The 22,709-nt window shown below is 35.5% G+C and carries 18 protein-coding genes and 1 pseudogene; 5 read left to right on the top strand and 14 right to left on the bottom strand.

The window, feature by feature from the left end:
• Window positions 1-90: 90 nt before the first annotated feature.
• The 4 genes from E1750_RS09040 to E1750_RS09025 form a co-directional block, all read right to left on the bottom strand.
• On the bottom strand, window positions 91-1,041 hold the full coding sequence (locus E1750_RS09040) for a hypothetical protein (RefSeq protein WP_133276465.1): 951 nt from the start codon (window positions 1,039-1,041) through the stop codon (window positions 91-93).
• Window positions 1,038-1,319 carry a hypothetical protein gene (locus tag E1750_RS09035; protein WP_133276464.1) on the bottom strand — a complete coding sequence of 94 codons (282 nt, stop codon included), beginning with the start codon at window positions 1,317-1,319 and terminating at the stop codon, window positions 1,038-1,040. Before E1750_RS09035 ends, E1750_RS09040 begins: the two co-directional genes overlap by 4 nt.
• A gap of 54 nt (window positions 1,320-1,373) precedes the next feature.
• A complete protein-coding gene (locus E1750_RS09030; protein ID WP_133276463.1) occupies window positions 1,374-2,351 on the bottom strand; it encodes a ribonucleotide-diphosphate reductase subunit beta in 978 nt (325 codons plus the stop codon).
• A 265-nt stretch (window positions 2,352-2,616) separates the two neighbouring features.
• Window positions 2,617-3,183 (bottom strand): DUF3109 family protein, encoded by a 567-nt coding sequence (locus E1750_RS09025; RefSeq protein WP_133276462.1) that lies wholly within the window; start codon window positions 3,181-3,183, stop codon window positions 2,617-2,619.
• A 590-nt stretch (window positions 3,184-3,773) separates the two neighbouring features.
• Here E1750_RS09025 and E1750_RS09020 point away from each other — a divergent pair.
• The 3 genes from E1750_RS09020 to E1750_RS09010 are packed head-to-tail and all read left to right on the top strand — an operon-like array spanning window position 3,774 to window position 5,211.
• Window positions 3,774-4,349 (top strand): MarC family protein, encoded by a 576-nt coding sequence (locus E1750_RS09020; protein WP_394346299.1) that lies wholly within the window; start codon window positions 3,774-3,776, stop codon window positions 4,347-4,349.
• A 47-nt stretch (window positions 4,350-4,396) separates the two neighbouring features.
• The gene (locus E1750_RS09015; protein WP_133276460.1) at window positions 4,397-4,600 is read left to right on the top strand and encodes a hypothetical protein; all 204 of its coding nucleotides are present in this window, start codon (window positions 4,397-4,399) and stop codon (window positions 4,598-4,600) included.
• A gap of 2 nt (window positions 4,601-4,602) precedes the next feature.
• Window positions 4,603-5,211, top strand: coding sequence for an FAD-dependent oxidoreductase (locus E1750_RS09010; protein ID WP_133276459.1), 609 nt, complete (start codon window positions 4,603-4,605; stop codon window positions 5,209-5,211).
• A gap of 2 nt (window positions 5,212-5,213) precedes the next feature.
• On the opposite strand, the gene E1750_RS09005 is transcribed toward E1750_RS09010, so the two are convergent.
• Genes E1750_RS09005 through E1750_RS08995 form a run of 3 tightly spaced genes read right to left on the bottom strand, consistent with a single transcriptional unit; the run spans window position 5,214 to window position 7,814 of the window.
• Window positions 5,214-6,782, bottom strand: coding sequence for a S41 family peptidase (locus E1750_RS09005; RefSeq protein ID WP_133276458.1), 1,569 nt, complete (start codon window positions 6,780-6,782; stop codon window positions 5,214-5,216).
• Between the two features lies 1 nt (window position 6,783).
• Entirely contained in the window at window positions 6,784-7,212 is a 429-nt protein-coding gene (locus tag E1750_RS09000; RefSeq protein WP_133276457.1) for a deoxycytidylate deaminase, read from the bottom strand.
• Between the two features lie 8 nt (window positions 7,213-7,220).
• Complete coding sequence (locus tag E1750_RS08995) at window positions 7,221-7,814, bottom strand: HupE/UreJ family protein (RefSeq protein WP_133276456.1); 594 nt, start codon at window positions 7,812-7,814, stop codon at window positions 7,221-7,223.
• Window positions 7,815-8,014: 200 nt separating this feature from the next.
• Here E1750_RS08995 and E1750_RS08990 point away from each other — a divergent pair, with 200 nt between their 5' ends.
• On the top strand, window positions 8,015-8,449 hold the full coding sequence (locus E1750_RS08990) for a TerB family tellurite resistance protein (protein WP_133276455.1): 435 nt from the start codon (window positions 8,015-8,017) through the stop codon (window positions 8,447-8,449).
• Window positions 8,450-8,497: 48 nt separating this feature from the next.
• Here the strand turns inward: E1750_RS08990 and E1750_RS08985 are convergent, their stop codons facing one another.
• From E1750_RS08985 to E1750_RS08975, 3 genes are all read right to left on the bottom strand, one after another.
• Window positions 8,498-9,706 carry a BaiN/RdsA family NAD(P)/FAD-dependent oxidoreductase gene (locus E1750_RS08985; protein WP_133276454.1) on the bottom strand — a complete coding sequence of 403 codons (1,209 nt, stop codon included), beginning with the start codon at window positions 9,704-9,706 and terminating at the stop codon, window positions 8,498-8,500.
• 248 nt (window positions 9,707-9,954) lie between these two features.
• On the bottom strand, window positions 9,955-10,362 hold the full coding sequence (locus E1750_RS08980; protein WP_133276453.1) for a GxxExxY protein: 408 nt from the start codon (window positions 10,360-10,362) through the stop codon (window positions 9,955-9,957).
• 126 nt (window positions 10,363-10,488) lie between these two features.
• Window positions 10,489-11,148 (bottom strand): glycerophosphodiester phosphodiesterase, encoded by a 660-nt coding sequence (locus E1750_RS08975; RefSeq protein ID WP_133276452.1) that lies wholly within the window; start codon window positions 11,146-11,148, stop codon window positions 10,489-10,491.
• Between the two features lie 154 nt (window positions 11,149-11,302).
• Between E1750_RS08975 and E1750_RS08970 the strand changes: the two genes are divergently transcribed.
• Entirely contained in the window at window positions 11,303-14,014 is a 2,712-nt protein-coding gene (locus tag E1750_RS08970) for a M16 family metallopeptidase (protein WP_133276451.1), read from the top strand.
• Window positions 14,015-14,092: 78 nt separating this feature from the next.
• Here E1750_RS08970 and E1750_RS08965 read toward each other — a convergent pair whose 3' ends face one another.
• The 4 genes and pseudogenes from E1750_RS08965 to E1750_RS08950 form a co-directional block, all read right to left on the bottom strand.
• On the bottom strand, window positions 14,093-15,745 hold the full coding sequence (locus E1750_RS08965) for an alpha-amylase family glycosyl hydrolase (RefSeq protein WP_133276450.1): 1,653 nt from the start codon (window positions 15,743-15,745) through the stop codon (window positions 14,093-14,095).
• Between the two features lie 77 nt (window positions 15,746-15,822).
• Window positions 15,823-18,240 carry a glycoside hydrolase family 31 protein gene (locus E1750_RS08960; RefSeq protein ID WP_133276449.1) on the bottom strand — a complete coding sequence of 806 codons (2,418 nt, stop codon included), beginning with the start codon at window positions 18,238-18,240 and terminating at the stop codon, window positions 15,823-15,825.
• 62 nt (window positions 18,241-18,302) lie between these two features.
• Window positions 18,303-20,141 (bottom strand): glycoside hydrolase family 13 protein, encoded by a 1,839-nt coding sequence (locus E1750_RS08955; RefSeq protein WP_133276448.1) that lies wholly within the window; start codon window positions 20,139-20,141, stop codon window positions 18,303-18,305.
• Window positions 20,142-20,335: 194 nt separating this feature from the next.
• Window positions 20,336-22,642 (bottom strand): annotated as a pseudogene (locus E1750_RS08950) (glycoside hydrolase family 65 protein).
• Between the last annotated feature and the right edge of the window lie 67 nt (window positions 22,643-22,709).

Raw genomic sequence — 22,709 nt, 5'->3', positions numbered from 1 at the left:
TTTGTGAAATAGACAATCCCTTCTCTATTTCGGGGTATTTGTGATTCATTTTGGGAAGCTAATCCCGGTAATTTTTTTTAACAGGATTAATTATTTAAAAAAAGAATATTTTATTTTATTAAGTTCTATTAATTTATAGTTATTATCAAGGGTCTTCTCCTCTATAATTAAGTTATTAGAATCATATATATAATTTACGTATTTAGGTGGGCGATATGAATTTGTTGTTTTATTTGTTTTATTATCTGTAAAAGAAAAACCTATCGTATAAATCGTCATCTGTGTATTATTCCCTCTGTTATCATAATCAAGAACAAATTTTCCGTTAATTTGCTTATCAACTTCAACTACTTTCCCTACACTATTAAACTTTCTAGAAACGATTCCATTAGAAATAATTCTCCCTTCTTTATCGTAAATAAATTTATTCTTTGGAATTGAGCTTATTGATCGTTTATCATCATATCTGTTAAATATTGAACTGGCTCCAAGACTATCTCTTTTATATATAATCCTTCCATTTTGGTATTCATATATAGTATAATTACAAAAGGTTTCCCTATTATCAGAAGTAGCACATCTTGATACTTCGTTTCCATGTTCATCATACTGGTAGGTAGTTTCTCCGTTACTCTCTTTTTCTTTTATTAGTTTATTGGAATTATTATAAAAATAAAATGTTGTATCAATTCTACCAGTTGGAATGTTTGTTTCTAATGGAGCCATATTTTTTGCCTTATCTTCTATAGTCCACCCTTCTTTTTGTAATAAATAATTTTTATTTACTATACTTAAATATGTAGGTCTTATTAAATAAATAATATTTCCATTTTTATTAAACACCTCTGAATATTCTAGTCTTACCCAATTTGTTTTTCCACTGTCTATGTTTACTTTGTAATGTTCAATTTTTTCAATATTTTTTACTTTTATAATTGAATCACGATTAAAACAAAAAATATCATTTTCAAAATTATTTAAGGGTTTTGTCTTACAACCAACAAAGAAGAACAAAAATAAAATTATCACAACTTTTTTCATTTTCTCTTGTTTAAAAATTCTAAAATTTTTATACTATCATCAAATGTTGTTGATTCTTTCCCCTCAGTTTTCCAACATTTATTTTCATATTCCTCAAGAATCATAAAGTCTTCTTCGTTATATTCATGTTTTTTATAGTTAATTTCATAAACTACTATAGAGAATATTAATGAATGCATCTTAAAATTATCCCCATAATAATTTGCAAAATTAAAACCACTAGTAGGATTACCCCAATACTTTTGTATTGTTTGTTCAAAGATGATTGCTTTACTCATATTTTCTATTTTAATATTAATTCAACTTTTTCAAGAATTTAAAACCTAAAAATTTTAAAAATCAGCGTCGAAGCTAATTTTTTGAGCGTCAGAATCGGTATTCATAACGCCTGTTTTTTGGTATTCGGCTACTTTCTTTTCGAAGAAATTGGTTTTTCCTTGAAGCGAAATCATATCCATAAAATCAAAAGGGTTTGGCGTATTGTATTCTCTCTTACATCCTAATTCTACTAGCAATCTATCGGTTACAAATTCTAAATATTGCGTCATTAGGGTGGCATTCATTCCAATCAAACTCACCGGAATCGATTCGGTGATAAATTCTCTTTCGATGTCTAATGCATTGACGATGATTTCTCTAATTCTTGCTTTGGGTACTTTATTTACTAAATGGTGATTGTGTAAATGCACGGCAAAATCACAGTGAACGCCTTCGTCACGCGAAATTAATTCGTTCGAAAAAGTTAATCCCGGCATCAAACCACGTTTTTTCAACCAAAAAATAGAGCAAAAACTTCCAGAAAAGAAAATTCCTTCAACAGCTGCAAATGCAATTAATCTTTCGGCAAAAGAGTCTGATTTTATCCATTGCAATGCCCATTCTGCTTTTTTCTTGATGGCAGGAAATCTTTCGATAGCGTTGAATAGTTCGTCCTTTTCGGCTTCGTCTTTTACATAAGTGTCAATCAAAAGAGAGTAGGTCTCGCTGTGAATGTTTTCCATCATAATTTGGAAGCCATAAAAGAATTTAGCCTCGGCATATTGCACTTCGTTAACGAAATTTTCAGCTAGATTTTCGTTTACAATTCCGTCTGAAGCAGCAAAAAAAGCAAGAATATGTTTGACAAAGTATTTTTCGTCTTCACTTAATTTATTATTCCAATCGTTTAAATCTTGAGCCAAATCAATCTCTTCGGCAGTCCAAATACTGGCTTCTGTTTTTTTGTAAAATTCCCAAATATCATGGTGTTTGATGGGGAAAATAACGAATCGATTTTTGTTTTCCTGTAGAATTGGTTCAATTTTTGACATTAGTATTTTTATGTTTTTTTTGAAATTTTAATGAATTATTAAGCTTTTCGTAGACCACAAAGATTGTGAATTCTTACGGTTTTAAAAAGTCAAACTTATTCACAATTGGCTTGAGTTTTTAACAAAAAGATAGGATTTGATTATTTTTCATACAAATTATAAATATATGAAAATCAGCGAGATAAAAATTAAAAATAAGTCTTAGCTACTGTAAAATATGAGATTTCTTTTTTTGCTGAAAATCTAAAAAATAGTTTTAATAAAATTATTTTTTTAACTCTTCAGCCACTTTTTCGAGTTCTAAATACCAGTCTTCTCCAAATTTTCGGATGAGGGCTTCCTTTACAAATTTGTAAACCGGTACTTCGAGTTCCTTGCCCAAAGTACAAGCATCATCACAAATTTCCCAACGGTCATAATTTACTGCAAAAAATTTGGTAAAATCTTTGACGCGAATAGGGTATAAATGACAAGATACGGGTTTTTTGAAGCTAACTTCACCTTGATTGTAGGCTTGTTCGATACCGCAGAGGGCCGTTTTGCCGTCAAAGATGACGTAGGCGCAATCCTTATTATCAATTAAAGGTGTTTCGAGATCGCCATCAGTGCCTTTGGTCCAAGTGCCTTGCGCTTCGATGGCGGCATTGCCTTCTTTGCGAAGAAAAGGTTTTACTTTAGGATAAATTTCCTCGAGAATTTTGGTTTCGTCCTCGCTAAGAGGCGCGCCAGCATCGCCATCGACGCAACAAGCGCCTTTGCAAGCTGATAAATTACAAACAAATTCTTTTTCGAGAATGTCTTCCGATACGATGGTTTTTCCTAGTTGAAACATTTTGCAAATATACGCTGCAATTCTGATTTTCGAATATTAAATTTTTAGTTTTTAAGCGGAACGCAATTATTGTTAAAAGTTTAAACCACATAGGATAATTTTTATTTTTGAATTGAAAGGCGCTTCGCTTATCATAGCTATGAGTAAATAAAATTCCTATGTAAACCCGTTGGGTGTAATTCAATTTAATTTTTTTTAAACACATAGAATCATAGTTTTTTTATTAATTTTATTAAGACGCTTCGCTTGATTTTAGTAAATCATAGCTATGTGAACCCAAGAACTGGGCTATCCAACTCTTTTTTCTATGATTCTATGCGTTTCAATTTTACTATTTCTAAAAATTTAATAATTTCACCCAACGAGTTTATGTAATACTTTTTATATCATAATTTCCTTTATACTATGTGGTTAAAAAACAGTATTCATAGACGTTTTTTTTTAATCAAAAATTACTGGAGTAGCAGAGAGCACCGTAGTTTGAAATCAATACAATGAACACGCTATCTTGATGCTTTCGGTAAAAAGCAGTACTTATTTGTGAGTTAACTGCATAGAATAGACTACTTTTGCAGCAAAATTTGTGAATTATGGAATTGGATATAAGAGAAATTATTACCGTAGGAATGGTGCTTTTTGCCGTAATTGATATAGTAGGATCAATTCCTATCATTGTTGGTTTAAGAGCGAAGCACGGTCATATCGAATCGGAGAAAGCTTCCTTGGTAGCGGGATTGATTATGATTGTGTTTCTTTTTGTTGGTGAGGAATTCTTAAAATTGATTGGCATCGATGTGCATTCCTTTGCGGTGGCGGGTTCATTCGTTTTATTTTTTCTAGCCTTAGAAATGATATTAGGAATCCGATTGTACCGTGACGAAGAGGCCAATTCGGCTTCGATAGTTCCACTTGCGTTTCCGTTAATTGCTGGTGCTGGGACTATGACGACTTTACTTTCATTACGGTCTCAATTTCATACTGTGAATATAGTCATTGCGATATTCTTGAACATTATATTGGTTTATTTCGTTTTGAAGTCGTCATCCAAAATTGAGAAAATGTTAGGGAAAAACGGTTTAGGTGTGGTCAGAAAGACTTTTGGAGTGGTACTTTTGGCAATAGCTGTTAAATTATTCGCCGCTAATGTTAAAGGTTTATTCGTCTAAAATATATTTTTATAAATTTACCCCACTTTATTACAAAAAAATAATATATGAAACTTTTTACTAACATATTGGTCGTTTTGGCAATCGGGCTAATCATTTTCAATATAAGCCTACTTGATTTCAAAAGTCCTTTTGAAGGAAATAGTATGATTGCGTTTATTGGAATTGCTGCTTCGTTATGCGCTATTTTGATTCTTTTGATATTCAGAATGTCAAAAAGCATCGAGGAAAAAATGAAAGATAAATTTTAAATATGTTTGATGTTTTAATTATTGGAGGTGGTGTTTCGGGAATTTCCTCCGCTTTGGTTTTGGGCTCTGCCAAAAACAAACCTTTTGTCGTTGATAAAAAAATAGCAATTTTAACCCATCAAAAAAGCTCAAATCTTCAGGAAGCAGTTATAAACAATGCCTACGGAATTCCCGCTGGTAAATTAGGAGCCGATTTATTAGCCGAAAGTATTCAACATTTATCTGAAACCTATCCACATATTATTCAAATTCCGAATGAGAAAGTGCTGAAAATCGAAGGCGAATCCTCCGAATTTACAATTACTACTAATAAGAATATTTATAGGTCCAAAATCGTTATTGTGGGGGTTGGCGCTGCCAATACTTTTGCCATTGAAGGTTTACTGCAATACGTTGAGCCAAATCGAAAAACACCAATCGAAAAACAAAGAATTCAGCTCAAAAACACGGATTATGTTGTAGTTGAAGGCATTTATGTTGTGGGCACTTTGGCGGGTTTGCGAAGCCAAGTGGCGATTGCTGCCGGAAGTGGCGCTGCCGTGGCTACCGATATTCTGACTATGTGGAATGAGGGCATTCCAACACAAGCTCACGATAGTATTAAGAAATAATCCTATTTCAAAACCTTTTCAATCATCGCGTCCTCTTTCAACAGAATTTCATAAAATTTGCTTTCATTGAATAACTGTCGGGCAAATTCTGCCGCCAAATAGCGTTTTACCAAGGCTTTGTTCGTGTCCAAATTCATATTTATTCCATTCCTGAAAAGGTATTTTTGGAAAGCATTGAAATACAAATCCGTTCCCTGCATTTTTACTTTAAATTGTTCGAAAGCTAATCCTTTAAAAGCATTTCGATTCTGATCCAATTGTTCAAAAACAAATTGTCCCAAAACGCCTGTTTGCAATAAATAGACGGTGTGTTCTTTGCTGGGCTCTAATTCAAGTGGCACAAAAACGTCGGGTACGATACCGCCGCCACCATAGACAATTTTTCCTTTAGGTGTTTTGAATTTCGGAGTATTTGGTGTTTTTATACTGTCTTTATAGTACAATTCACCACTTTTGAATCGCAATTCGGCTTCTTTCAAATAATCTTCATTGCCTTTTGTGTATGGCTTTTGAATCGAACGCCCCGTCGGAGTGTAATATCGGGCAATCGTCAATCGAACAGCAGATCCATCGTTGAAATCCATTTCTCTTTGCACCAATCCTTTGCCAAAAGAACGGCGCCCTACAATCGTTCCTCTGTCATTATCCTGAATCGCTCCCGCCAGTATTTCGCTCGCCGATGCGCTATTTTCGTTGATTAAAACAAATAATCGGCCGTTTTCGAAACTGCCCTCTTTTGTAGCATAGGTTTTTTCCAGTGTGCCATTTTTGTCTTTGGTAAAAACAATTAATTGTTTGTCGGTTAGAAATTCATCAGCGATAGCCACAGCTTGCTCAAGATAGCCTCCGCCGTTGTCCCGAAGGTCAATTACAAGCGATTTTGCGCCTTGCTCTTTTAATTTGGTCAAACCTTGATAGAACTCTTTGTAAGTGCTTTCGGCAAATCGATTGATTTTGATGTAGCCTGTCGTGGGGTTCAATAACAGCGCTGCATCAACACTTTTTATGGGAATGACACCGCGTTTGATTTTAATATTTAATTTTTTGTCCTCCGTTTTTCTATAAATGGTGACCCAAATTTCGGAACCTTCTTTTCCTTTTAGTTTTGAAAAAAGACTGTCGGTGGGGAGTTTACGTCCGTACAATTTTGTTTTATCGGCATACAAAATGCGGTCTCCTGATTTGATTCCCGCTTTTTCAGAAGGGCCGTTTTCGACGGTTTTAATGATAGCTAAGGAATCTTTGTACATATAGAAATTCACTCCAATACCCACGAACTCGCCACGCATACTTTCGGCAACTTGGGCTTGCTCGCTGGGCGGAATATAGACCGAATGTGGGTCCAATTGTGCTAAAATGGTTTTGATGGCTCGGTTGGTGATCGTATCAGCATTTACTTTATCGACATATTCGTTATCGATAAAATCAAGCAATTTATTGAGTTTGTTTTTGGAATTATTTTTAACGAAAATTTGATTTTGGCTGGGAAAATTAAGCCATCCGCCCATAAGAATTCCAAAAGCAAGCGCTCCGGAAAGTAGTATGGGAAAGTATTTGGGATTGATTTTCATTTTAGTCTAAAACTTCAATTTGCTCTACGATAACCCCAGCTTTTATCAGAAAATCTACACCCGATGTGTCTCGGTATCCCAGTTGATAAACTACTCTTTTTATCCCTGATTGATGAATCAGTTTACTGCATTCTTTACAAGGAGAAAGCGTAATATAAAGTGTGGCTCCTTCACAAGTTTGGGTAGATTTGGCTACTTTTAGAATCGCGTTGGCTTCGGCGTGAAGTACATACCAATTGGTTAAACCGGCTTCGTCTTCGCAGCAATTTTCAAACCCCGAAGGTGTTCCGTTGTATCCGTCAGAAATAATCATTTTATCGCGAACGATTATGGCGCCTACTTGTTTGCGTTTGCAATAGGACAAAAGGCTCCATTCTTTGGCAATTCGAAGATAGGCCTTGTCGTATTTATTTAATTTTTTCTTTTCCATGTTTCAATTTATCTATTCCAAATTTCACTTTGGATAATCATTGGCAAAACCACTCCAATTACAAAAGCCGACATCACTAAGGTCCAATCTCGTTTTGAAAAGCGGAAGACCGTTTGGACAATATAAGAAAGTATCAGCACCATAAAAACTACAATAATTTGAGAAGATTCGATTCCCAAAGAAAACTCGGATAAAGGTAATAGTTTAGAATTTGCTGAACCTCCTACCAAGGTCTTGAAATAGCCTGCAAAACCCAATCCGTGTACAATTCCGAAAAATAAAGTTACAAATCCAATGACACTGATGCTTTCTTGTTTGGACGATTTTCCAGCTGTGAAAAGATTGAAAAAAGCAACAATAAGAATCGTTATTGGTATTAAAAATTCGACCAAATTGACTTTGATAATGACCACTCCAAAAACCGATAACAGCAATGCCAATGTGTGTCCAATGGTGAAGATTGTGACTAAAATCAGCAATCTTTTCCAATCTTTGAAGGCGTAAGGAATTGTCAATGCTATTAAAAATAAAATGTGATCGTAAGCATAAAGGTTTAAAATATGTCTTAAACCTTTCTCAAAAAAAATCCAAAATTCTGACATTATAAATGGTTTAATAGATTAGGGGTTGTCAAACTTACAATTTATTTTGAAATTAGTTTTATTTGATACTGTTAAAAGCCTATTGTGACATCATTTATTTTATTCAAACCAAGAAATAGAGGCCAAAATAATGACATTTGATAATTGAAAAATATCGAAAATATGTTGTATCTTTATATGGCAATTTAAAACTTAGTATTATGTCAATAGCACAATTATTTGATAGCGAATTCAAACACCGAATCAAAGGTCGTTTTTCCGCGGCAGTTAGGGTGTTGTATGCAGACGGTGGGAAATTTGATCCTGACGAAAAAAAGTTTTTAGACAAATTAGCCGTAAAACTGGATATTTCAGAGGAAGAATATAAAGAGATTTTAAAAAACCCACTAAAATATCCTTTAAATCCTCCTTATTTATACGTAGAAAGACTCGAGAATTTATACAATATATCCAGAGTGGTGCACCACGATCATCATCTGGGGGACAAGCAAGAAACTCTTTTACGGAAATTTGCCGTAGCTCTTGGTTTTACTGCGGGTAATGTCAATTATATTGTTAGTAAAGCATTGGCATTAGTAGATAAAAAAGTTGATTTGGATACTTTCATTTACGAAATGCAAAATATGAACCGATAGAAAAGTCCTGTTTTATTCTAATTCTAAAATAGAGATGATGTGATGTCGTTAGATGGCATTTGCTACAATAAAACCACTTGTCCAAGCATTCTGAAAGTTAAATCCTCCAGTCACTGCGTCAATATTTACAATTTCTCCTGCAAAATAGAGGTTTTCGTGGAGTTTGCTTTCCATCGTCTTGAAGTTGATTTCCTTCAAATCGATGCCGCCTGCAGTGACAAATTCTTCTTTAAATGTGCTTTTTCCATTGACTTGAAAACTAGAATTTGTCAGTTGATTGGCCAAGTTTTGCAGTTGGATTTTAGACAAATCAGCCCATTTGGTATCATCAGAAATATTCGAAGCCAAAACCAGACTTTCCCAAAGTCGATCGGACAATCCGAATGGGGATTTCTTGGAAGCCGCTTTTTTGGCGTGCTCCTGTTTCAACTCTTTTAGGATTTTTTCGGCATCATCGGTGTCAATTTCATTCAGCCAATTGACGAAAATGGTAAACTGGTAATTCTTTTCGAATAATATCCGTGCGCCCCAAGCCGATAATTTCAAAATCGCTGGACCGCTCATACCCCAATGCGTGATGAGCAAAGGACCGGTTGAGGTCAATTTGGTGTCTTTTACTTTTACCGAAACCTGAGCCGAAACTCCCGGTAATTCCTTTATTCTTGGGTCTTTGATGTTAAACGTAAATAAAGAAGGAACGGGATTCACGATGGCGTGACCAAAAGTTTGCAACATTTCCCATATTTTCGGGTTGCTTCCCGTAGCGAGAATTAGTTTTTCGGTAATATAATTTTCGTTTGGAGTTTCAATTTTCCAGAAGTTGTCTTTTTTGAAAATTGATTGCACGCTTTGCCCCGTCAAAACTGCAATTCCGAGTTTTTGAGTCGCTTGAATGAAACAATCAATAATGGTTTGCGAAGAATTCGAGACTGGAAACATACGGCCATCATCCTCAATTTTAAGTTCCACACCGTGATTGCTGAACCATTCCACCGTATCGCCTGAGCAAAATTGATGGAAAGGACCGCGCAATTCTTTCTCGCCACGAGGATAAAATTTCACTAATTCGTTGGGTTCAAAACAGGCGTGCGTCACGTTGCATCTTCCTCCGCCAGAAATTCTGACTTTAGATAATACTTCGTTTCCGCGTTCAAGAATGGCAACTTTTAGGTTCGGATTTTTTTCTACAATATTAATAGCCGTAAAAAATCCTGCTGCGCCACCGCCTACAATGATTATGTCAAAATTTTGGTTCATATTCTTCTTTTTAAACCATTAAGGTCATTAAGATTTATTAAGTTGATTTTTTATGTTTTGGCGTGAAATCTTTTTAAACCATTGCGGTTATAAAAAAATAAAGTTTGATAATCGTTTTTCTTCAAATCACTACGAAACAAAGAAGATCAAAAAAACAACAATTCTTAATTTTCTTTATGAACTTAATGGTTGATGTTTTGTCTAACAAAATATCATCTATTTTTTTAAACCATTAAGATTCATTAAGTTCATTCATCTGCCAGTCTAGCAAAATATTCATTTACTAACGGTTTTGTAGATTTTGTTATATTAGTTGTGTTGAAATTAATTAGTAATCCTTGTGGAATGCTCAATAACTTCATATAGGTTAATAGTTTAGCCTCGTCTATTGGATGGAATTTCTCTACTGTTTTCAATTCAACTATGACACAGTCATTTACTAATAAATCTAATCTCAATGGATTCGATAACTCCAAATCATAGTAGTCAATATCAATATTAATTTGTTGTTTAACAATGTATCCATTTTTTTCAAGTTCATATTTCAAGCATTCTTCATATATTTTTTCCAACAAACCGGGGCCAAGTTTTTTATGAACTTTTATAGCAAATCCAATAATTTCATAAGACAATTGTGTTATTTCTTTTTTTGTCATAAATCAATTATTTAGTGAGTACTTAATTTAATTAATTGTTTAGTAAAATTATATTCTTTTTTTCAAACCATTAAAATTAAATTGTCTACAATTCTTAATTTTCTTTATGAACTTAATGGTTTCAAATTAAATTCTATCTGGGAAATCCGAAATAATTCCGCTTACCTTAAATGATTTTATTTTTTGAATGTCATCAGTTGAATTCACTGTCCAAGTGAAAACTTCAAAGCCATTTTCTTGCATCAAAGCTACGTTTTCTTTGGTTAGCAATCTAAAATTGGGATGAATGGAAAATGCTTTTATTTTTTTGGCGAAAGCCAAAGCTTCTTCAACAGATGCTTCGGTTAAAACTCCAATTCGAATTTTGGGTTGCAACAACTGAACTTCTTCCAGCATTTTCCAATCAAAACTGGAAACCAAAAAGTCAATGTATTCCCAATTTTTCTTTAAAATATAATCTGAGATTAAGTCAACCACGGGTTTTGCGGTCCCAATTCCTTTAAGTTCAATGTTGACAAAACAGCTGCGATGAACCAAGTCTAAAACTTCGGTCAATGTTGGTATTTCTAATTCTTTTAATTGTGAAGAAGTAAAATTTTTGACAAATCCTTTTCCGTTGGTTGTTCTATCGATGGTTTCGTCGTGAATCACCATTATTTGATCATCTGAACTCAAATGCACGTCGAGTTCGATGCCATCAACATTTAAATTAATCGCTTTTTGGAAAGAAATTATGGTGTTTTCTGGTTCGTGTCCTTTGGCACCGCGATGTCCAATTCTCTTCATTGTACTAGTTTTTGGATGCAAAAAACTGCAAATTATTCAATTTAAGCTATTTAAATGTATATTTTTTCTTAAAAACGAGATGGTTACTTAAAAAATACCCGATATTTACCTTACTATTTTTTTAAATCAGAGTATAAATTTAAAAATTACATCTATGCAAAAGACCATTTTAGCTTTCTTATTAACAGGTATGTTGGTAAGTTCAAGTTTTGCGCAAGCACCAAAATTTGTCACTTCAGTCGAAGGGATTAAAGAGTATAATTTGCCCAACGGCCTTAAAATTCTTTTGATTCCTGATGCAGCACAATCCAATGTGGTTGTCAATATTGTGTATAATGTGGGTTCAAGACACGAGGGTTACGGCGAAACCGGAATGGCACATTTATTAGAACATATGCTTTTTAAACGTTCTTCGAAGTTCAGTGAAATAAAAAAAGCTATCGCAGATAAAGGCGCTTGGGCCAACGGGACGACTTGGTATGACAGAACTAATTATTATGAAATTCTTCCTGCTACGGATGAAAATTTGAATTGGGCTCTAGAAATGGAAGCGGACCGGATGGTAACTTCGGCTAATTTGCAATCAGATTTAAATACAGAGTTTTCAGTTGTTCGAAATGAGTTTGAAATAAGAGAAAATGATCCATCAGGGATTCTTCGGGAAAGGGTGTTTTCTTCAGCTTATCTTTGGCACAATTACGGGAAGAATCCCATTGGAAGTAGGGAAGATATTGAAAGAGTAAAAGAAAGCTCTTTAAATAATTTCTACAAAAAATATTATCAGCCCAATAATGCAACCCTAATTGTTGGTGGTAAATTTGATGAAAACAAAACTTTAGAATTAATTTCAAAATATTTTGCCATAATTCCAAAATCAAAACATATTATTGAACAAACCTATACTGTTGAGCCACCGCAAGATGGAGAGCGTTTTGTCGAATTAAAAAGAAATGGGGATATACAATATGTGGCAATGGGGTATCATATTCCTGGTTTTTCGGATAAGGAGTATGCTGCAAACAGTGCTTTGATTTCGATTCTGACCAACAATCCTTCTGGGGCTTTGTACAAAGCTTTGATCGATACAAAATTGGCAACTAATGTTTACGGGTATAGCATTACACTAAAAGATCCAGGGTTAAGTTATTTTGCTTGTGACATTCCAAAAGACAAAGACCTAAAAATAACTCAAGAGGCTTTTCTGCAAACAATGAATGCGGTGCCAAAAATGACTTTTACCGAAGATGATTTGAAAAGAGCCAAAAATGAATTGTTAAAACAATTTGAAAACACCTATAATAAAACAATCGATTTATCCATTGCATTAACAGAAAATATTGGAGCAGGCGACTGGCGATTGTTCTTTATGGATAGAGATAATATTGAAAAATTGACGCTTGCCGATATCCAAAATGTGGCTAAAAAATATTATTTGCAAAGCAATAGGACCTGGGGAAGGTTTATTCCAGAAAATAATACAGAGCGCGTAAAAGTAAGCGAAACACCTGATATTGCAACGTTGACAAATGGATATAAAGGAAAAGCGTTAGAGGCAAACAAGGCCACTTTTGAAAGTTCAGTGGCTAATATTTTAAAAACAACCGAAACGGGACAATTAGCTTCGGGCGGAAAATATTCACTGCTGGAGAAACCATCAAAAGGAGACAAAATCGAGGCCCGATTTTTACTGCGAATGGGAGACGAAAAATCATTAGAAGGCAAAAATTTAATTGCTAATTTAACTGCAAAAATGTTGAAATTAGGAACTAAAACTAGAAGTAAAAAAGACATTAACGATCAATTAGATCAATTCAAAACTAATATTAATTTCCAAGGAAATGTCGATGGATTGTATTTTGATGTAAGTACTGATAAAACTAATTTAAATAATGCTTTAGTGCTGCTAAACGACATTTTGAGAAATCCAATTTTCGACGCCTCCGAATTTGAAAAGATGAAATTAGAAATGAAAAGCGGATTGGAGGCAAATAAAAGCGAACCTGGGGCATTAGCAGGCGAAGCAGTCGATAAGAAAACAGCCTTATATCCAAAATCTCATCCTTACTATTCCCAAACTTCTGATGAAAAAATAGCGGAATTAAATAAAATCACTTTAGAAGATTTGAAAAAATATTATACAGATTTTTACAATGGCAGTAACAGTAAAATTGCATTTGTGGGAGGAATCGAAAAGAAAAGCATAAAAACGTTTATGGCAAAAACATTAGATAATTGGAACGCTAAAATAGGGTATACTAGAATTCCAACTCAATATTTTGAAGTTAAGGCGTACAATAACACTATTCAGGTAAACGATAAAACCAATGCTTTTGTATTAGGGAAAATCAATTTGAATATTGGTATGAATGAACCGGATTACCCAGCTGTTGATATGGCCAATGAAATGTTAGGTGGAGGTGCTTTTCTGTCTTCTAGAATACCAGAGCGTTTGCGAGAGGTGGAAGGAATGAGCTATGGTGCGGGTTCTTTTGCATCCGGTAATGGAATTGATAAAACGGGAGATTGGGGCGTTTATGCTTTCTTTAATCCGTTGTATAAGGAGAAATTGGACAATGCGTTGCGAGATGAAATTCAAAAAGCGCTAGATAAAGGTTTTACAAAAGAAGAATTTGACGCTTCTTTAAAATCGTGGCTACAACAACGTCAAACATCACTTGGTACCGATGAATTTTTAGCACAACAACTTAGAGAATATTTAGATCAGAATAAAACATTTAAAACCTATGCTGATTACGAAGACAGAGTAAAAGCTTTGGATGTGGCAAAGGTAAATGCAGCGATGAAAAAGTATTTTGACAAGCAAAAGTTTGTCCTGATTTATGCGGGGGATTTTACCAAAAAATAAACTTTTTACAACAAATAAAACGAGGTTTTCTTATTCAGAAAACCTCGTTTTATTTTATAGAATAGGAATTTGGGGTTATTATTTTTCCAATAAAACAATATCAAATTCGGTGTCGACACTAACTTTTCCATTCGAAACCGCCACTTTTTTTCCGGAATAAGCATCGGTTAATTTGGTTCCGTTTTCGAAAATGGTGCCAACTGAAATTTCTTTTGGTCCTTTTGCCAAATCCAAACCAACAATAACATTGTCAGTGAAATTGTCTTTGGTAAAAGTTCGGCTAAAAACATAAGGACTTGCCGAAATTTCTTGGTGAATTCCTGCTCCAATGGCTGGATGGTTTTTCCTGAAATTGCCCAGTTTTTGCCAATGCAAAAGCACTTTTTGAGTTTCGGGATTGGATTTTATGTCCTCCCAATTCATCATCGAACGCAAAGTCGCATCGCCTGTAGTTCCCGGAATGTCTAACGAACGAGCGCTTTCGTCACCATAATATACTTGCGAAATTCCTGGGGCAAGCAATAATTTTGTGCCGCTTTCGATTGTTTTTTCTCTTTTCTTGTCATACGGATAACTGTCGTCGTGCGAGGAAACATAGTTCATCACTGTGTTTCCTTTCAAGTCATTTTGAAGAATGGTGTTGTATTTAGAAAACAAAGGTTCGTAATTCATTTTGGCTTCGTTTCTAAAGTCAAAATTGATTAAACCAGAAAAACCATTTTCAAAATAGTTGACTTTTTTATCCCCAAAATCGAATTGTTTTTTGGCTCCAATGTTGTAGCCATAGACTTCGCCAACCGTAAAAAACGGATTGTTGTCCAATACTTTACTTGGATTATTTTTTTTGAAATCGGCAAAGGCGGCATCACAAACTTTCTTGAAATCGGCCCAAACATCTTCATAGGTGTGTTTGGCGGTATCTACCCGATAGCCATCAATTCCATAATCGGTGATGTAATCCGACAGCCATTTCATAATGTAATATTTGGGTGCGCGTGGATAAGCTGTTTTGGCAAAAAAGGCATCCAATTCGGCAATTTCTTGTTCGTAACGGCCTTCTTTTTTCCATTTTTCGATCAAGAAAGGGGGCAAAGCTACGGCTTTATTGCTTTCAGTTTTTACGTCGGGAAGATTTTCTACTAGAGTACAATTAATATAGGTGTCGTAGGATTTATAGGTGCATTTTGGTGAAGTTCGAACCCAATCATTCGGATAAACGGAATCTTCAGCAGTAACAGGCCCAGTATGATTAATTACGGCATCCAACAAAATGCGAATTCCTTTGGCGTGTGCTTTTTGAACCAATTCAGCCAAATCTTTTTTGTTTCCAAAACTCGGGTCCAAAGTGGTCCAATCTCTTGTCCAATACCCGTGAAAACCATAGGTAAAACCCGTTCCTTCATCGACGCCATCGTGAATTTGTTCTACAACCGGTGTCATCCAAATGGCAGTTATCCCTAGTTTTTCGAAGTAGCCTTCATCCAATTTTTGAATTACGCCTCGAATATCGCCGCCTTCAAAACCTCGTAATTTTGCAGTTGGTTTGTTTCGGTTATAAGTTTGGTCGTTGCTTTTGTCTCCGTTGTTAAATCGGTCGATTAAAAGAAAATACACATTGGCACTTTCCCAAACAAAAGGAGTTTTTGGGGTTGTCTGCGCTGTTTTTGTTGAGGAACAACTGGAGAAAAATAGCGATACAATGGCTATTAAAAGTAGAATTGATTTTTTCATAGGTCTTTTTTTTGAACCATTAAGAACATTAAGGGGCCTTAAGTTTTTCTTAATTTTCTTAATGGTTTAGCTTTTTATTATAATTGAATTTTAATTTCCATTTCCGATGCTTTTGTCCAAGAAACTGGAATTTCTATCTTGTTTTTAACAGTGTTGAATGCTATAGTTTTACCGTTTAAGTTAACAGATTTGGCTTTTATATTGTGGACAATCAGCGAAACATTTTTATCAGAATATTGGAAGTTTTTTCCAATTTCTGAACTCAATTTGATGACTACTGTTTTGCCATTGGTATTACTATTGAAATTTAATATTTCAAAGGCTCCTTTTTCGAAAGCGTTTGCCGTTGTTCCATCATCATTGTATAATTTACCTGAACTTTGAGCTGTTTTTGCATCAAAATAATAATGCAAATCGAAGTTATCCAAGGAATATTTCGATGTGTTTTGAATGGTTTTTATCATCGGAATAAAAGCACCACCACGAACAAATACAGGAATATGGTCTTCAACAACTTCAATAGTTGAGGTTGTTCCTGCCGACTTTTCTTCATCGGAATAAAAATCAAACCAATTATTATTTTTTGGAAAATATACCGAAGTTGAAGTCATACCAGATTTCGTTATTGGAGTCACCAAAAAATCATTTCCCCAAAGATAGGTTTCGCAAACCGTCAATAATTTCGAATTATTTGGTTCTTCAAAAAACATTGGACGCATCAAAGGGGTTCCTTTTTGATTGTTTTCGAAAGCCAACGTGTAGTTGTAAGGCAAAAGTTGGTAACGCAATTCCACTTGTTTCTTGGCTTTTGCTTTGGTTATGATGTCTTTTCGAGCCACTTCCGAAGCTACTTCTTCCTGTGCGTGAGGACGAAATATCGGTTGGAAAACCCCGTATTGCAACCAACGAAGATATAATTCGTTGTCGAAATAATCGCCTGCAAAACCACCTAAATCCGAGTGCATATAACCCAGTCCCTGCATTCCCATTTGGAGAGAAATCTCCATTTGGGATTGCAATCCACCCCAAGAACGACTTACGTCGCCAGACCAAGGCATCATTCCGAAACGTTGTGAACCCGAATATCCGGCACGCATTAATATAAATGGACGCTGATTTGCGAAGTCTTTTTTGTAACCATCAGCAATTAATTTTGCCCAATTGTGTCCGTAAACATTATGGACTTCGTCGGCTTTTCCGCCAGCAGTTACTGCTTCGGAAGGGAATACTTCGGGTTCACCCAAATCGCCCCAAAGTCCGCCAACGCCTTGATTAATGAGTTTTTTGTAAATATTCCAGAACCAATCCTTTCCATCAGGTTTGAAAATGTCTACGATTCCGGTATTCCCAAAATAGAAATCATAGGTAAAAGGTTTTTCTCCCGACGCTTCGGGATGGTCTGTTGCAACCACTTTTTTATCTACGGCTTCTTGCCATTTTTTGGAAGTGGTGAGCACAAAAGGTTCTGTAATGAGAACTGTTTTTATGCCTTTGGCATTCAAATCGGCCATCATTTTTTCGGGATTTGGGAAGGTTTCTTTTTCCCAATCCAAGTTGCCCATTGTGCCTTTCATACCTTTCCCAAACCAATATAGATCAAGTATTATGGCATCGACAGGAATTTTATCGTCTTCAAATTTCTTAATGGTTTTTTCGACTTCTTCCTGCGAATGATAACCAAAACGACTGGAGAAATTCCCCAAAGTCCATCGCGCTGGCAAAGGTTGTTTTCCAGTTAAATCAGTATAATTTGAAATCAAATCAGTCCAGGAATCACCCACAATTACTTGGTAGGTTTTTCGACCAGAAATAGTTTCATAAGCTAAAGTATTGTCTTTTTTGCTGTCTAAATCCAAGTAACCTATTGCTGAATTGTCAAAATGAACGGCATACATTTTCGATGACAAAACCATTGGAACCGTGAAATTCATCAACTTAGAATAGGTTTCGTAACCATAGTCTGCTCTGTTGTACAAAGCTAATTTATTGCCTCGACGGTTCATTCCCAATGCGCGAGCGCCACCTCCATAAAGCATTTCGTCAGGCGAAATACTAAATTGTAAAACTTCGGTCGAATCGGCTTTTATGTTGCCTTTTACATTTTCTAACGGAATATGTTTTTGTTTGAAATAGCCATTTTTCTCTGAAAGCAAAAGTTTTTGTTGGTTGAAATACGATATTTGAAAAGGCGATTTTTGGATGGTAACCACAATTCCTTTGGTGTAAAGGCTTATTCTACTTGGTGTTTTAATGACTTTTGAAATTCCTTTTTTTGGAACGGCAACTACAGCTTCCGAAATGGGATTAAAATACTCGCCTTTTGGAATAAAAGAGGTTTCTACAATTTTTTCGGAATAGGCTTTAATCAAATACACACCATCGGAAGTATTGATTTCTAATGTATTGTTGGATTCTTTGAAACTTTCGAACTTTCTGTTTGTATTTTGGGCAAAAGAAAGTGAAGTGATGAATAATAAGAAAAATATTTTTTTCATTGTTTTTGAATTTAAACCTGACAGGTTTTTGAAACCTGTCAGGTTTGGTAGTTGTAAATCCGTTATTTCAATTCCAATATCAAAACCGATTTGGGTTCCAAGGTGATTTCGCTAGTCACATCCATTATTTTTTCAGTGATGACGTCTTTTCCCATCTTATAATTTCCAATGTTTTCTTGGAAACGGTTGGTTTTTATAGTCTTGGTTTCTCTGCTATTGTTAATTAAAATCATTACAGCTTGCTCAGCATCGTATCTGAAATAGACATAGACATTATTTTCGGGAATATAGTGCGTCATTTTCCCGGAATGAATCACAGTTTTTGTTTTTCTCCAATTGAATAATTTGGAAGTGAAATTGAAATACTCGTTTTGCATTTCAGTTCTCCCCGCAGCGGTAAATGCGTTATTACTGTCGCCATCCCATCCGCCGGGGAAATCTTGTCGAATGTCTGCGTCGCCTTTGTCTTTATTTCCCGCCATTCCAATTTCGGAACCGTAATACAATTGAGGAATTCCCCTTGTAGTGGCTAGCAAAGCCATTGCCATCTTGTATTTGTTTAAATCATTGTTAAACATATGATTGATACGATGTGTGTCGTGGTTTTCGGCAAAAATCAAAATGTTGTCTGGGTTTGGAAACAGAAAATCATTGGTAAAATTGTCGTAAATTTTAATCATTCCTTTGTCCCAACTGGCTTCATCTTCATTGAATGCGGAATTGATAGCCCCAAGTAATGTAAAGTCCATCACCGAAGGCAAATTGGAATTGAAGTTTTGGATGGCGGCAATTTTACTATCTTTTTGCCAATAGGCTGCGTGTGATTGATTGAACATCCAAACTTCACCCACAATGTTAAAATTCGGGTATTCGTCGGTGATGGATTTCGTCCAAAGGGCAATCCCGTGGGGATCGGAATAATTATAAGTGTCCACCCTGAAACCATCCAAGTCAGCATATTCTATCCACCAAATAGCGTTTTGGGTGAGGTATTTTAAAACCAAGGGATTTTTGATGTTGATATCGGGCATCGATGGCACGAACCAGCCGTCGATACATTTTTTTTTGTCTAATTCCGAGGCGTGAATGTCGTGAATAACGGTGCGTTTGTGATTGGTTTCGGTGTAATTTCCAATATAATTAAACCAATCTTGAGTCGGTAAATCCTTCATCATCCAATGTTCAATTCCCCAGTGATTGGTCACATAATCCATCACCAATTTCATTTTGCGTTGGTGCATTTCGCTGGACAACCGCACATAATCTTCGTTAGTGCCATAACGAGGGTCTATTTTATAAACATCAGATTGCCCGTAGGTGTGATAGGAATATTGCGCATCATTGTCTTCGCAAAGTGGGGTGCTCCAAATGGTTGTTGCTCCCAATTCCTCGATGTAATCTAAATGATTGATAATGCCCTGAATGTCGCCGCCGTGCCTGCCTCCAGGTAAAGCTCTATTGTTTTTCTCCTTTGTTGAAATATCAGAATCATTATTTTTTTTACCATTCGAAAATCGGTCTGGCATGATCAAATACAACATATCCGAAGCGTCAAAACCTTTGCGATTGGCTGAGTCTTCTCTTCGTTGTTTTAGGGAATATTTGTGGGTAAAAGCGAGCTTGTCTTTTTCTTTAAAAATCAGAGAAAAATCTTGAGGACTAACATTTTCTGTGTTGATGGTGACAAAAAGATAATTCGGATTTTCGGTTTTTTCAACTTTTGAAAGTGGAATTGCATTTGAAGTTGAAACAGTATATTTTGCTATGTTTTTGCCGTAAACCAAAATTTGTAATTCAGGATTGTGCATCCCGGCATACCAAAACGGAGGTTCTATTCTTTCGATTTGTGCTAACATAGTTGATGTCGTAAAAATTATGAACAATAAAAATAGTTTTTTCATTTGGAATAATTTTATTTTTTTTAAACCATTAAGAAATTTCGTTTTTTTTTAAAAACTATGTGGCGAAACCATTTTAGAATAAGAAAATATTTAAAACGTCTAATTAATAAATAAACCATTAAGAAAATTAAGTGTCATTAAGGCATAAACTTAATTTCTTAATTATCTTAATGGTTTAAAACCTTGCTTTTCAGCTATACCGCCACCAAACTATTTGGTTTCACTAAAACCGCTTCGTCGTTAACAAAAACAGTCAATTCTTTTGAACCTTCGAGAGTGAATTTAGTTTCAGAATGATCGACTACCACTTTCAAAATTTGGTTTCTAAAATTGATTTTAAAGGAATAACCCTCCCATTCTTTTGGGATTTTCGGAGAGAAATGAAGCGCGTCATTTTTCACTCGCATTCCGCCAAAACCTTCCACAATACTCATCCAAGTTCCCGCCATAGAGGTAATGTGACAACCTTCTTCCACTTCTTTATTGTAATCGTCAAGATCTAAACGTGACGTCCTTAAATAAAACGTGTAAGCCATATCCATTTTATCCAATTTTGCTGCCTGAATCGAATGCACGCAAGGAGAAAGCTAACTTTCGTGAACGGTAAACGGTTCGTAAAAATCGAAATGTTTTTCTAATTCTTCTCTCGTAAAATGATCTTCGAAGAAGTAAAAGCCTTGCAAAGTATCCGCTTGTTTGATGTAGGGCGAACGCAACACTCGGTCCCAAGACCATTTTTGATTGATAGGTCGTTGTGATTTATCTAAATCTTTTACGGGAACTAAATGTTTGTCCAAGAAGCCATCTTGTTGCAAATAAACACCGTGTTCTTCAGAAAAAGGAAAGTACATATTGCCCGAAACTTTTTTCCAGTCCTGCAATTCTGCATCCGATAATTTCACTTTTTCGATGATGCGTTTGTGGTCTGATGGGTATTCCAAAGACACTTTCAGAATTTGTTCGTGTGCGTAATCGATACACCATTTGGCTATATAATTGGTGTAGAAATTATTGTTTACGTTATTTTCATATTCATTTGGACCTGTAACGCCAAGAATTACATATTGATTTTTGTCTGTCGAAAAATTAGCTCTTTGATGCCAAAAACGGGCAATTCCTATTAATACTTCCAGTCCTTTTTGGGGAATATAACTGTAATCGCCGGTGTAACGGTAGTAGTTGAAAATTGCAAAGGCAATCGCGCCATTTCTATGAATTTCTTCGTGTGTGATTTCCCATTCGTTGTGACATTCTTCGCCATTCATCGTCACCATTGGATACAAAGCCGCTCCGTCTTTGAATCCCAAATTGTCTTTAGCATTTTCAATGGCTTTGTCCAATTGATTAAATCGGTAGGTCAATAAATTTCTTGCCACTTCCTGGTCTTTGGTCGCCATATAAAACGGGATGCAATAGGCTTCGGTGTCCCAATAGGTTGATCCGCCGTATTTTTCGCCGGTGAAACCTTTTGGTCCAATATTCAAACGAGAATCTTTACCAGAATACGTTTGGTTCAATTGAAAAATATTGAAACGAATGCCTTGTTGTGCTTTCACATCGCCTTCGATGGTGATGTCTGACATTTCCCAAATTTTGGCCCAAGCCGAAATTTGTTCGGCTAATAATGCCTCGTATCCTTTTGCTAAAGCTGTTTTTATTGCGTTTTCGGCCGCTGAAAGCGTATTGTTGTGATTCAAGGAAACAGTATAACCTGCAATTTTCTGAATCGATGATTTTTGACCTTTAGCGATAATGACATCATACGAAAATTGGATTTTATCGGTTCCCGTTTTGATGTTTGAAGGTGAGATATTGCCATTTTTATCATTTACAAAAATGCTGTTGTGCATAAAAGTAGTGGCCTTGAAATGGGTTTTGAAGGTTTGAGCAGTTACAAAGGCTTCATTTCCGCTTCGTTTTACATCGAGTGGCTCCCAAAATTTCTCTTCCCAGTTGGCATCTTCATTGGTTACACCCGCGTCAACATAAGGTTTGTACACTATTTTAGTGTCTTTGTTGATGGCGGTGATTTCATAGTTGATGACACCCACTTCATCCAAATCCATACAAAGAAAACGACGAATGTTTACGCCAATTTCAGTTCCGTTTTGCAAAGTGGCTTCAAAGGAACGGTTGTACCAACCTTCTTTCATATTCAACTCACGACGGAAGTTTTTCACTTCCTTGCAGGCATTCAAATCTAGGATTTCGTCGTTGATTTCGATGTCAATTCCAATCCAATTGGGCGCGTTGAGTACTTTGGCAAAATATTTTGGATAGCCATTTTTCCACCAACCCACTTTGGTTTTATCGGGATAGTAAATTCCGGCGATATAACTTCCTTGAAAAGTTTCTCCGCTATAGTTTTCTTCAAAATTCGCACGTTGTCCCATTGCTCCGTTGCCAATGCTGAAAAGGCTTTCGGACGATTTTACGTTTTCGGCATTAAATCCTTCTTCAATGATGGACCAATTGTCTGCTTTTATATAATCTTGGTTCATTTCTTCTGTTGTTTTAGGTTTAAGGTTTCAAGTTTCAAAGGTCTTAACCTGAAACTTGGAACTTGAA

It is taken from the genome of Flavobacterium nackdongense (genome assembly GCF_004355225.1).
Taxonomy (GTDB): Bacteria; Bacteroidota; Bacteroidia; order Flavobacteriales; family Flavobacteriaceae; genus Flavobacterium; species Flavobacterium nackdongense.
This window is presented reverse-complemented; position numbering and strand designations above follow the sequence as displayed.